The following is a 12,101-nucleotide window of genomic DNA, read 5'->3' on the forward strand; positions in this document are numbered from 1 at the left end:
TCGGTTAACCCGGACGCCGCCCTTGCAGGGACAGGCGCACAGGCAAAGTGATAGAGGCCGGAGGCCGTTCGCTGAGGGCCGGCGCACCGCGCAGCGCGGCCAACACTTGCGTATCGATGTCGGGGTTGCCGCTGGACTTGATCAGCTCGACCCGGGTGATTTCGCCGACGCTGCTCAGCCAGACATCGGCCTGCAACGAGAACGCGAGGTTGCGCAGCTCAGGGTTCTCACGCAGCAAGCGCTGGAAGGTGAACGCCAGAAACTGGCTGTACGTCCCCGTGCCCAAACGTCCGCCGCCAGTGCCAGCCATACCGCCGCCCTTACCCGCGCCGATGTTGAAAGCGTCGCTGCCAGACTGTGCGTCACCGTCCATTTGCATCGGGTTGGCCAGATCGTCCGCCGGTGATGGCGGTGCTTCTTCCTCGGGCTTGACCTCTTGCGGCTCCGGCGTTGGCTCCGGCTCGACGACTTTTTCTTCCACCGGGGTCTCAGGTTCCGGCGGTTTCTCCGGCGGCGGAGGTGGCGGTGGCGGCAACGGAATGATCGTCGGCACCTTCGGCGCTTCGCGGCGGATGCCGCTCATGTCGTTGGCCCACTGCCACAGAAACCACGCGGCGAGCGCGCCGATCAGTAATCCGGCGCCCCACTTGGCATAACGCAGCGCGGGCTTTTTCACCGGCAACGGCTCGATCGGGAGTTGTGCGGTCATGACTCAGCCCTGACTCGGTTTGCCGGTGACGAGACCGACCTGGGACAGTTCGAGCCGGCGCAACAGATCCAGCACTTCGATGACTTTCTGGTATTGCACCGTCGCGTCGCCGCGCACGATCACCGGGAAGTCCGGACTCTGCGCCTTCTCGATGCGCAGGCGTTCTTCCAGCTCGGCCAGGGTCACCGGATAAGCGTCGAGGAACACCTGGCCGCCATCGTTGACCGAGATCGCCTTGGTCTTGGCTTCCGACAGCGATACGGCGGCGCTGGCCTTGGGCAGGTTGATCTGGATCCCGGAGACCTGCGCGGTCGCGGTGAGGATGAACATCACCAGCACCACCATCAGCACGTCGACCAGCGGGGTGATGTTGATGCTGTCCACCGCTGCATCTTCGTCATCGTCGTGGGAGGCATTTACAGACGCCATGTCAATGCTCCTCAGGCCGGTACGGAGTGGTTGGCGTGATGGCCGCGATGCGACGCCTCACTGAACTGGCTCTCGCCGTGCATCTCCGCCAGACGGGTGATGAACTCGTCGACGAACACGCGCATGTCGGCGCTGACTTCCTTGTTGCGGGTGATCAGGCGGTTGTAGCCAAACAGCGCCGGGATCGCGACGAACAGACCCATCGCGGTAGCGAGCAAAGCGGCGGCCATACCGGGTGCGATGGCATTGATGTTGACGTCGCCGGCCATTGCGGTGCCGAGGAACACCACCATGATCCCCAACACGGTGCCGAGCAGGCCGATGTATGGGCCGCCGGCGATGGCGTTGGACAGGGTCGAGAGCTTCGAGCTGAGCTGCTGGTTTTCGCGGGTGCGCACGCCGTCCATCGAGCAGCGGATCGCTTCGATAGTCGCTGCGGAAACCGACGAGGTATCGGCGCCCTGCTCACGCCGGGTGCGGATCTCTTTGACCGCCACCAGATACAGACGCCACAGCGACGAATGCTGCAGGCGCTGGGCGAGTTGCGCGTCGTCGGCGAACATCTCCAGACGCGTGCCGACCTTGGCGAACTGCACGCGGAAGTCTTCGTTGGCGGCAGACACGCGGCTGAGGGTGCGGTTCTTGCGCAGCATGATGATCCACGACTGAAACATCATCAGCACCAGCACGGCGATGATCACCCAGGCGTCGATGGGTACGGCGTTGAGCAGGAAGCCGAGGCTGCCGAAACCGAACCCGGACTGTTCTTCATCGACACCGTAAGCCACCAGCTTCGACTCGGCGCCCTGCGAGGTCGCGTCGGCCAGCAACAGCGGCGCCGGACGGGCGACTTTCGACAGGCGCAGTTCATCGATGGCGCCTACGAACGGCTGGAATGGACCTTCGTGCAGGTCGGCGCCGATAGCCATCACCGAGTTGAAAGCCGGCATCGCCTGAGCGAGAGTCGCGCCTTCACGGCCATTGATGTAAAGGGTGACTTTCGCGCCTTCAGCGGTCAGTGCGACGTGTTGCCATTGGCCCGGATTCAGCGCTTGCGTGGCGACGGCGCGTTGACCATCGATCTCCACAAACGGCACGCCTTGGTTGGCACCGATCAGCAGGCTGTTGGCGCCTTCACGACGGGTGAGAATCAGTTGCTCGCCATTGGCCTGGTCCAGACGCAACCAGGCACTGAAGGTGAACGCACTGCCGGCGTTGTGCTGCAACGAAGGACTGGCTGGCAGCAACAACGGCTGGCCGCTGAACTGCAACGCACGCCCTACTACACCGTCAATCGCCGCGCCGGTCGCACTTTGCGCGGTGTTGCCGTAGGCGGTGGTGTCTTTGGCCGGGGTGCCGGTGGCGCCCTCGAAGTGATACAGCACGGTGTAATTCGGGTCGAAGGTCAGTTGGCCGTTGCCGGTCGCCGGGGCCTTTTGATTGCCGTAATACATCCAGATGTCCTGGCGCTGACCGCCCTCGACATTCGGCACATCGACCCAGATCAGCGCCATGCCCATCAGCGCGTCAAAGCTTTCGATCTGATGATTGAGCACGGTCTTGTCATCGGCGGCGACAAAGCGCAGATCCGAACCATCCTCCTTCACCCCGTCAAAGGTGAAGTTGCCGGTGTGCAGGCGCACCAGCAGCGCGGTGCGGCCGAGGGCCTGATTGATCGCCGCGCCTTGTGGCGTGGTGTCGACGGCAATCTGTTTGCGGTAGTGCCAGTCGTCCTGCCACCAGGCCTGAGCCGTGGCCGGGAGCACGAAGCCCAGGCAGATCAACAACGAAAGGAAGAGGCGCTGCATGAACGTGCTCCTTGTCAGAAAGTGGCTTGAAGGTTGAAGTGCAGGCGCGATTCCTGTTTCGAGGTGTTCGGCCCTTCGAGTAGCGGGTAGCCCCAGTCGAGGCTGCCGGACAGCCATTTGCTCAGGCTGGCGCGGGTGCCGAGGCCGACGCTGGCCAAGGCATAACTGGCGTCCTGATCCGGCAGTTCGTCGCGCAGATACAACTGCGCGCCCTCGGCAAAGGCGTAGAAGCGCCAGTCCTGCATCCACGTGCCGGCGTACTTGGCCAGCGATGGCGTGCGTACTTCCTGGCTGAGCAACACGCCGTCATCACCGGTGCGTTCGGCAGCCAGGTAGCCGCGCACCGAGGTGGCGCCGCCGGCAGAGAATTGTTCGTTGGAAACCAGTGGCCCCGACGCCAACTGGAACGCGGCTTTGCTTGCGCTCTGCCAGTCGCTGTCGAAGGTCCAGGTGTAATTGCTGTCGCCCTTGACCACGGCAAAACTCGGCTTGGCGCGGTAGCGTTTGTAGTCGAAGTCTTCGTCGGAACTGCCGTAGCCGAAGATGCTGCGGGTGGCGGCGACCAGGCTCAGGCCGAGGCCGAGCTGGCTCTTTTCGGTGTAGCGATAGCCGTTGTAGGCGAAGGTGAACGGTGCGTATTGCAGCGGGACTTTGTCGCTCTCGCCGGACAGGGTCAGGCGTTCGTCGAAGTCCTTGAAGTCGATGCCGGCCGACAGCGAGTTCGACCAGTTGCCGCTGGAGGGCAACGTATAAATCGCCGAGAGGCCATAGGAGTGGCCCTTGCCGAGCACGTTGCTGCCGCCGATGGTGGCGACGTTGCTGTCGGACTGGTAACCGGAGAACTGCACACTCCAGCGATCGGTCAGCGGCGCGGTGTAGGAACCCGACCAGACCTTGGCGTTGTCGGTGTCCTGCGGCGCGGTGAAGAACGTCAGGTTGACGCTGTGGCCGAGCTGCCAAAGGTTGTTGTAGCCGAGGCTGGTGACGGTGCGCAGTTTTTCCGTGTCGGCGCTGTAATCGTTATTGAGGCCGACGCTGGCGGTCCACGGGTTCTGGTCTTCGACCTGCAAATCCACGTCCATGGTGCCGGGGCGCTGACCTTCGCGCACTAGCGGCATCACCTGACGGCCCGGGGTTTTATTGAGCTGCGCCAGTTCTCCCTGAACCTTGGCAAAGTCCGGCACCTCGCCTTCTTTCAGCGCCGGGACGTCGTCGCGAATGTCCAGCGGCGAATAGTGCTTGGCACCCACCACTCGCACCCGGCCGACCTTGGTTTCGCTGACTTGCAGGTAGACGATGCCGTCGGCAACCGCTTGCTCGGGCAACTCGACGAACACTGATTGATAGCCGCGCTCTTGATAAACTTTTTGCAACGCGTCGCGCGCCCCTTCGATATCCGTGAGGGCTTTCTGCGGGCCGAGGAACGGGTACACCGCTTCTTCAATGGCACGCGCATCGAGCACGGTGTTGCCGCGCACGAAGTATTCGTTGACATCGACCAGACGCTGAGCTGCCGCTTGCTCGGCGCCCTCTTCGGCCAACGCCGGCTGCGCGCCCGCCGTCACCAGCAGCCAGCCCCACAGCGCCAGCCGTGACTTGAAAATCGGTTCCACACTACCCCCTGAATTCGCGATGACCTGTTGGCGTTTCGAACGCCGCGTGTATGGCGTCAATTGCTGGCTGTCGAGGCACAGGCGTGCTTGCCCAGCCACGTGTGCAAGAGCGCGAAGTTCAGCGAGAACTCGGGCATTTGCAGCAACGCGCCGCAAAACACTTCGCCGATGATTTTTTGAATGAGCAGCACCGCACGCGGGTTGTTGAGCAGCGTGGCGATGTCGCGACTGAGGACGTTGAAGCTCCAGACTTTCTGGTTCAGACCGAGGCCGACGAACCAGCGGAACAGCAGGTTGTAGTTGAGCTGTTCGTAAAGCTGCTGTTCGCTTGGCACCGAATACAGCAGTTGCAGGAGCAGGATGTGCATGACCGTTTGCGCGGGAATGAGCATGCCGGGCTCGGCATTGAGGTCATGCATGAGGCCTTTGTGCGCGTCGAGCAAATCATCGATCTGAGGGCGCAGCAGCACCAGCGAATGGCCTGGCGGAATGTAGCTGGAAACCTCTTTCAAGGCGCCCTGCCAATCATCCTGCGAGACGATCCAGACCCACGGCGCGCCGTAGCGATACACCGAAACCGGCTTCTTGCGCGCGGCTTCGACGATCTTCGACAGGCGTTGATCGAGTTCCTGCATGCCCACTTTCGAGTAGCGTTCCATAGTCCCCATTGCCTCACTCCCGGCGTCCCGCCTCGGCTTGTGAAAAGCGCCCCGTTGGGCCCCTCAAGCGCGTTACATAGGCATGACCGGACTGGCGATGTGCTACCGAACTTTTGTCATAAAAGCTTCATTACGGAGGGTAGGGTTGGTGCATAGCGACAGGTGTACACAAATCAAATGTAGGAGTGAGCCTGCTCGCGATAGCGTCCTGTCAGTTGATATTTATTTTGCTGACACACCGCTATCGCGAGCAGGCTCACTCCTACAGGGGATTTGTGGGGATTTTGGGTCAGGTGTAGACGGGCCAGGTGTCGACGATTTTGCCGCCGCGCACCGCCAGCAGGTCGCCGAATTGCAACAACACCGCTTCGGTCTGGGTAGGGCGCAGGAACACTTGATCCTCAACGGTCAGGCCCACGGCATTCGAGCCGTTGACCATCTCCTGATTGGAGCTGCGGCCATACACGCTATTGCTCTGCAAACCGGACGGCGATTCGAACTCGGCCATCCAGTTGCCGCCATAGATGAAAAAGGTCTGGCGCTGGTTGGTGTCCCACCACGAAAACAGCCTGGACTTGTCGTCCAGCGCCGGGATGTTCACCGCACCGGTGCTTTTCAGCACTGGCGTGGCGATGTAAACCGCCGGTTCGTGCTCGACCAGCGACGGCAAATCATAGTGCGTCGGCTTGAGCATCGCCGTGCCCACCGACACCTCGGTGCTGAGCTTTTCATTTTCATGAATGCGGTAACTCGGGCTGCCGGCGGTGTTCAGGCACAAGCCGTCGTGCCACAACCCCGGAAACTGCTGCCGGGTGAAATCCACGCAGCGCTGATAAATCAGCATGACCTTGGCGAACAGCTCTTCAGGCGAACCGAGAATCCCCGGCACGCCCATGCCCACGAACGGGTCGTAGCCCATGAACCCGGCAAACTCCAGATGCTGCGCATTGGCGCTGATCAGCGTGAGCATCTGCCCCAGCACATTCAAATCACTGACGCCGCCGCGATGCAGGCCGACATCCAGTTCGATGTTGATGCGCATCCGCGTACCCAGGCCCTGCGCGAGTTGCAGGTATTGCTGCAAACGTTCGGGGCCGTCGAGCAACCATTGCAGTTGCTTCGCGGGATCGAACGGGCCTTTGTGGGATTGATAAAACAGCTCTGCCGAACGCACCGGCAACGGCTTGCCGAGCAGAATGTCAGACTGGGGGAACGTGACAGCATCGTGATTGAGAAACGGCTGATGGAACGACATCAATTTTTGCGTCCCGGCACGTTGGGCGATGTAGCTCAACAGTCCCGGTGACGGCAGCGACTTCTCCACCAGGCGCAGTTGCTTGCCGCCGCGCTTGACCGACTGCATCACCACATCGATGTTGTGATCGAGACGATTCAGATCGATCAACAGTACCGGGCGCATCGGGCCTTTGTCCTTCAGCTCCTTGTTCAAAGCACGGAAATACTCGGTATACGGCCCGCCACGATCACCCGGCCGCAGCCACGCCCCGGCACCCACCAGCAACACGCCTGCACCGAATGTACCGAGGAGGAAATTACGTCGATTGACCGCCATCAGCTCACCCCCAGAATCGACGACAGATGCGCGTTGAGAAAGCGCCCGCTCGGATCAAGCGCCTGGCGCACCTCGACAAACTCGCGCCAGCGCGGGTACAGCGGCTGCAGACTCTTCGCGTTGAGCGTGTGCAACTTGCCCCAGTGCGGCCGGCCGTTGTACTTCCAGAAGATCGGCTCGACGGCGGCAAAGAAGTTGTGATGGTCCATCTGGTAATGCTGGTGCACCGAGATCGAACAGCTGTCGCGCCCCTCGAACATGCTCAATGGAATGTCATCGGCTTTGACGTAGCGGTACTCGATGGGAAACCAGGTGCGCAGGTCCTTGTCCTGAATCAGCTTGAGAATCTCGCGCAGGCAGGCCGGGCCGTGTTCGGCCGGCACTGAATATTCCATCTCGTTGAAGCGCACGGTGCGCACGTTGGCGTAGATGTCGAACGAGTCGCCGACGCGGTCATCGAAATTCGCCAGATGGCGCAGGCTGTTGAGCATCGTGCGGCGCAGCTCGGGGAAGTCGCTGCCGTACTTGTCGATCTTTTCGATGAGGGTGACGAACTCGTTGCCGCCCTCCTCTTCGGGCGGGATCGGCGGCGTGGCCGGGTCGTCGGTTTCGTTGAGGGCGATGGACAAGGCGTAGTCGGAATGGGTGACGACGAGCATTTCCCAGTGCTGGTTTTCAGCGGTGTTCTTGTCGACGTCTTCGAGCAATTCTTCAGTCTTGGCGATCCATTGACGCTCGCGCAGGCGATAGGCCGGGCGATTTTGCAGGCGGATTTTCGTCGCCACGCCAAGGGCGCCGAGGGATACGCGAGCAGCGCTGAACACGTCCGCATGGCGCTGACTGTCGCAGTCGAGCACCTCGCCACTGGCGGTCACCAGTTGCATGCCGCAGACGTGCGCCGAGTAGGACTGGAAGGTTTTACCGGTGCCGTGAGTGGACGTCGAGATCGCCCCGGCGAGGGTCTGGTAATCGATGTCGGCCATGTTTTGCAGGGCCTGGCCGATGTCTTTCAACGGCGTGCCCATGCGTGACATCGGTGTGCCGGCGGCGAATTCGGCTTGCAGGGTTTTCGCGTCGTGGTCGAGCAGACCGTTGAAGTAGCTCAGCGACAACAGCGTGCCGTCGGTAGGCACCAGTGCGCTGAAGGAATGCGCCGAACCGACTGGGCGGATGTTGCCTTGTGCCTGCTTTATCACAGTTGTCAGTTCATCGAGATTCTTCGGTGCCAGCCGCGCTGCTGGCAGGCAACTCTGTGCGCCCGACCAGTTGCGCCATGGGATCAGCCGTGGCGCGCGCATCAATTGGCCCAATGCCGGATTGCTCGCCAACGCGCTGAATGCGCCGACGATGCTTGCCCGTTGCAACAACTGACGCCGTGTCAGATCCATGGTCATGCCAGGCACCTTATTGAGGGAGAGGCTGGTCGGCCATGAAGCCGATCAATTGCAGGAACTGCTCTTGCGAGCACTCGACGCATTGGCCCATCGGCGGCATGCCGTTATAGCCGTTGATGGCATGGTCGAGCAGTGTGTCGCTGCCCTGCTGGATGCGCGGCTCCCAGGCTTTGCGGTCACCGGTGAGCGGCGCGTTGGCGGCCGGGTTGGCGTGGCAGAGCTGGCAGCTGTTGGCGTAGATCTGCGCCAGGGCCGGGTCTTTGGGCATGGCGTTGCTGTTGGCGCTGGCCGGGGGTTTGGGGTCTTCGCCGCAGCCGAACAGCGCCGTGGACAGTGCCAGCAGTAAAGTGAGTGGGAGTACCCGCATAACGATCCTCAAGGGTGGCATCGCTTATTGTTGTGAGCACACCATAAAACAGCGGCTTCAGCGGGTTGAGGGCATTGCGGGACAACGAGGGGGGCAAACGGGGCCAGCCCTCTCTCCGATGATCGTTCCCACGCTCTGCGTGGGAACGCCTCAAGGGACGCTCCGCGTTCCAATGGGACGCAGAGCGTCCCGGGCTACATTCCCACGCGGAGCGTGGGAACGATCAACGCTCTGCGTGGGAGCGATCAAGATCGCAGCCTGCGGCAGCTCCTACACAGGGGTTCGGTGTATAGGCCCGCTCTGCTTTGCGCCTTTGCGTGACATTCGGGTGACATTTGCGGGTTTAAATTTCGGCGTATTCAGGCGTATAACCTGTAGAGACTTTTTGATCTGCATGCGGACATCAACACGGGGTAGCGACATGACCACAGCAAACATCCTTGGCAATCTGTTCCCTTCTGTCAGCGACATCCCGGAAAAATACCGCCTCGACGCTCAGGTCGAGCAACGCGAATATCTGGTCGACGGCCAGTTGCGCCGCTGGGACGGCCCGCTCGCTACCGTGCGCAGTCCGGTGTATCTCACGGGCGCCAACGGCGACGAACAAGTGATTCTCGGCAGCACGCCGCTGCTCGATGCCGACACTGCCCTCACTGCCCTCGACGCCGCCGTGCGCGCCTACGACCGGGGCCAGGGCCTGTGGCCGACCATGCGCGTGGCCGAACGCATCCAGCACGTCGAAGCCTTCCTCGGGCGCATGCGCCAGCAGCGCGATGCCGTGGTCAAGCTGTTGATGTGGGAAATCGGCAAGAACCTCAAGGACTCGGAAAAAGAGTTCGACCGCACCTGCGATTACATCGTCGACACCATCAATGCGCTCAAGGAACTCGACCGTCGCTCCAGCCGTTTCGAGCTGGAACAGGACACCCTCGGGCAGATCCGTCGCGTGCCTTTGGGTGTGGCGCTGTGCATGGGCCCTTACAACTATCCGCTGAACGAGACTTTCACCACGCTGATCCCGGCGCTGATCATGGGCAACACCGTGGTGTTCAAACCGGCCAAGCTCGGCGTGCTGCTGATTCGTCCGTTGCTGGAAGCGTTCCGCGACAGCTTCCCCACCGGTGTGATCAACGTGATCTACGGTAGCGGCCGCGAAACCGTCAGCGCGCTGATGGCCAGCGGCAAGATCGATATCTTCGCCTTCATCGGCACCAACAAAGCTGCCAGCGACCTGAAGAAGCTGCACCCGAAACCGCACCGTTTGCGCGCCGCGCTCGGTCTGGACGCGAAAAACCCCGGCATCGTCCTGCCGGAAGTCGACCTCGACAACGCCGTCAGCGAGGCCGTGACCGGTTCGCTGTCGTTCAACGGTCAGCGCTGCACCGCACTGAAAATTCTCTTCGTGCATGAAGACGTCGTCGACAGCTTCATCGAGAAATTCAACGCTCGACTGGCCACACTGAAACCGGGCATGCCGTGGGACAGCGGCGTTTCGCTGACGCCGTTGCCCGAGTCGGGCAAGGTCGATTACCTGCATGGTCTGGTAGCAGACGCGCAAAGCAAAGGCGCACAAGTGGTCAATCCGAATGGCGGCGAATCCCGCGAATCGTTCTTCTATCCGGCAGTGCTGTACCCGGTGAACCCGCAGATGCGCGTCTATCAGGAAGAGCAGTTCGGCCCGGTGGTGCCGATCGTGCCGTACCGTCATCTGGATACGGTGATCGACTACGTGCTGGAGTCGGACTTCGGCCAGCAGTTGAGCATTTTCGGCACCAATCCGGTGGCGGTCGGCCGTCTGGTCGACACCTTTGCCAACCAGGTCGGGCGGATCAATCTCAACGCGCAGTGCCAGCGCGGGCCGGACACTTACCCGTTCAACGGCCGCAAAAATTCCGCCGAAGGGACGCTGTCGGTGCACGATGCGCTGCGGGTGTTTTCGATCCGTACGCTGGTGGCGACCAAGTTCCAGGACAGCAACAAGGAGCTGATCAGCGAGATCATTCGCGGCCGCGATTCGAGCTTCCTGACCACCGATTACATTTTCTGACCTGTGCGCAGAGCGCTTGGCGATAAACGCAGGAGAAGTCATCAGCTTCGGGTCTAAGGCCACGACCCTCCCGGCCATTCAGTGTCTACACTGTTCCCAGCGCTGCGCTGGATGCCGGGAGGTGAATCATGCTTGATTACTTCGCGTTGGGACTGTTGGTGTTCGTCGGTCTCGTGCTGTTCTACGGGATCATCGTGTTGCATGACATACCGTATGAGATTGCCGTTCATCGCAACCACCCGCATCAGGATGCGATCCACGCCACCGGCTGGGTCAGTCTGTTTACCCTGCACGCGCTCTGGCCATTCCTGTGGATCTGGGCGATGGCGTACCGAGAGGATCGCGGCTGGGGATTCGGCGATGGCAAATCGGTGCAAAGCCATGTCACCCGCCTCGAACAACAAGTGATCCAGTTGCAAACCCGCCTCGAACAACTCGAAGCCCGCACGCCCAGCGCTGCGCCGCCCTCCAGTCATCCTGGCGAGGGCATTTGAGCAATGGATCTTCTCCTCGTTCTGACTTATGCCGCCATCTGCGTTGCGATCTTCAAGATCTTCCGCATTCCATTGAACAAATGGACAGTGCCCACGGCAGTTCTCGGCGGGATCGCGCTGGTCGGCGCGCTGATTTTCACCATGAATTACAACCATCCCTACTCTGAAGTGGCGCGTTCCTATTTCGTCTCGGTACCGGTGATTCCGATTGTCAGTGGCCAGGTCATCGAGGTGCCGGTACACGGCAACGAACCGCTGGAAAAAGGCGATGTGCTGTTTCGCATTGATCCCACGCCTTTCGAAAACCGCTTGAAATCGCTCAAGGCGCAACTGGTTGCCGCCAAGGGTGATCGCTATCGCATCACCGAACTGATCCGCCGCAATTTCGGCACCCAACGCGAACTAGATGCGGCAATTGCCCGCACCGATGACCTGCAGGCACAACTGGATAACGCCCAGTTCGAACTGGACAACACCACCGTTCGCGCACCGAGCAAAGGCTTCGTGACCCACGTTTCGTTGCGCCCGGGGATGATGGCGAGCAAGTTGCCGTTGCGCCCTTCCATGGTGTTCATTCCCGAAGAGGGCCAGTATTTTGCCGCGTGGATGCGCCAGAACAGCCTGTTGCGGCTGACTGTCGGCGATGAGGCGGAAGTGGCGTTCGACGGCATCCCGGGCAAGGTATTCGAAGGTCGGGTGAAGAACGTCATCGGGGTGATTGCCGAAGGCCAGGTACAACCGTCCGGCACACTGATCGGCTATACCGGTTCGCCGCCGGCCGGACGGGTGCCGGTGATCATCGAAATCACCGATCCCGACTTCGCCCAGTACAGCAAGCTGATGCCCGGCGGCGCTTACGGTCAGGCGGCGTTGTACAGCCAGCACTTCCATCACATCGGCGCGATGCGCAAAATCCTTCTGCGCATGTCAGCGTGGATGAATTACATTTTTCCTTTCCACTAGGAATTGATTACGAGAGGCCCGCACTGAGTACTTACAGCACCCATC

General features: G+C 61.2%; 11 protein-coding genes. 3 read left to right on the forward strand and 8 right to left on the reverse strand.

The annotated features are described in order from the left end of the window. Nucleotides 1-4: 4 nt before the first annotated feature. From QOL84_RS06600 to QOL84_RS06635, 8 genes are all read right to left on the reverse strand, one after another. A complete protein-coding gene (locus tag QOL84_RS06600) occupies nucleotides 5-709 on the reverse strand; it encodes an energy transducer TonB family protein (protein WP_129393330.1) in 705 nt (234 codons plus the stop codon). Between the two features lie 3 nt (nucleotides 710-712). Continuing rightward, on the reverse strand, nucleotides 713-1,138 hold the full coding sequence (locus QOL84_RS06605) for an ExbD/TolR family protein (RefSeq protein ID WP_283436649.1): 426 nt from the start codon (nucleotides 1,136-1,138) through the stop codon (nucleotides 713-715). Nucleotides 1,139-1,149: 11 nt separating this feature from the next. Then, on the reverse strand, nucleotides 1,150-2,946 hold the full coding sequence (locus QOL84_RS06610) for a DUF2341 domain-containing protein (RefSeq protein ID WP_283436650.1): 1,797 nt from the start codon (nucleotides 2,944-2,946) through the stop codon (nucleotides 1,150-1,152). Nucleotides 2,947-2,960: 14 nt separating this feature from the next. Further along, a complete protein-coding gene (locus QOL84_RS06615) occupies nucleotides 2,961-4,559 on the reverse strand; it encodes a ShlB/FhaC/HecB family hemolysin secretion/activation protein (protein ID WP_283436651.1) in 1,599 nt (532 codons plus the stop codon). A gap of 56 nt (nucleotides 4,560-4,615) precedes the next feature. Then, nucleotides 4,616-5,227: a transposase gene (locus QOL84_RS06620; RefSeq protein WP_129393318.1), complete on the reverse strand. Its 612-nt coding sequence runs from the start codon at nucleotides 5,225-5,227 to the stop codon at nucleotides 4,616-4,618. A gap of 280 nt (nucleotides 5,228-5,507) precedes the next feature. Continuing rightward, entirely contained in the window at nucleotides 5,508-6,716 is a 1,209-nt protein-coding gene (locus tag QOL84_RS06625) for a DSD1 family PLP-dependent enzyme (protein WP_283438630.1), read from the reverse strand. A 74-nt stretch (nucleotides 6,717-6,790) separates the two neighbouring features. Next, nucleotides 6,791-8,119: a D-arabinono-1,4-lactone oxidase gene (locus tag QOL84_RS06630; protein ID WP_283438631.1), complete on the reverse strand. Its 1,329-nt coding sequence runs from the start codon at nucleotides 8,117-8,119 to the stop codon at nucleotides 6,791-6,793. Between the two features lie 76 nt (nucleotides 8,120-8,195). Next, entirely contained in the window at nucleotides 8,196-8,552 is a 357-nt protein-coding gene (locus tag QOL84_RS06635) for a c-type cytochrome (RefSeq protein ID WP_283436652.1), read from the reverse strand. 421 nt (nucleotides 8,553-8,973) lie between these two features. On the opposite strand from QOL84_RS06635, the gene QOL84_RS06640 reads away from it, so the two are divergent. From QOL84_RS06640 to QOL84_RS06650, 3 genes are all read left to right on the forward strand, one after another. Continuing rightward, nucleotides 8,974-10,599: an NADP-dependent glyceraldehyde-3-phosphate dehydrogenase gene (locus QOL84_RS06640; protein ID WP_283436653.1), complete on the forward strand. Its 1,626-nt coding sequence runs from the start codon at nucleotides 8,974-8,976 to the stop codon at nucleotides 10,597-10,599. A gap of 128 nt (nucleotides 10,600-10,727) precedes the next feature. Beyond that, nucleotides 10,728-11,093, forward strand: coding sequence for a DUF3302 domain-containing protein (locus tag QOL84_RS06645; protein WP_283436654.1), 366 nt, complete (start codon nucleotides 10,728-10,730; stop codon nucleotides 11,091-11,093). Nucleotides 11,094-11,096: 3 nt separating this feature from the next. After that, nucleotides 11,097-12,056, forward strand: coding sequence for an HlyD family secretion protein (locus tag QOL84_RS06650; RefSeq protein WP_129393299.1), 960 nt, complete (start codon nucleotides 11,097-11,099; stop codon nucleotides 12,054-12,056). Nucleotides 12,057-12,101: the final 45 nt, after the last annotated feature.

This window comes from Pseudomonas helmanticensis (genome assembly GCF_900182985.1).
Lineage (GTDB): Bacteria > Pseudomonadota > Gammaproteobacteria > Pseudomonadales > Pseudomonadaceae > Aquipseudomonas > Aquipseudomonas helmanticensis.

Bases quoted from the DNA above. Each gene is read 5' to 3' on its own strand.
- QOL84_RS06640 (WP_283436653.1), top strand. From the start codon at position 8,974: ATGACCACAGCAAACATCCTTGGCAATCTGTTCCCTTCTGTCAGCGAC.
- QOL84_RS06620 (WP_129393318.1), bottom strand. From the start codon at position 5,227: ATGGGGACTATGGAACGCTACTCGAAAGTGGGCATGCAGGAACTCGAT.
- QOL84_RS06600 (WP_129393330.1), bottom strand. From the start codon at position 709: ATGACCGCACAACTCCCGATCGAGCCGTTGCCGGTGAAAAAGCCCGCG.
- QOL84_RS06645 (WP_283436654.1), top strand. From the start codon at position 10,728: ATGCTTGATTACTTCGCGTTGGGACTGTTGGTGTTCGTCGGTCTCGTG.
- QOL84_RS06605 (WP_283436649.1), bottom strand. From the start codon at position 1,138: ATGGCGTCTGTAAATGCCTCCCACGACGATGACGAAGATGCAGCGGTG.
- QOL84_RS06650 (WP_129393299.1), top strand. From the start codon at position 11,097: ATGGATCTTCTCCTCGTTCTGACTTATGCCGCCATCTGCGTTGCGATC.
- QOL84_RS06610 (WP_283436650.1), bottom strand. From the start codon at position 2,946: ATGCAGCGCCTCTTCCTTTCGTTGTTGATCTGCCTGGGCTTCGTGCTC.
- QOL84_RS06635 (WP_283436652.1), bottom strand. From the start codon at position 8,552: ATGCGGGTACTCCCACTCACTTTACTGCTGGCACTGTCCACGGCGCTG.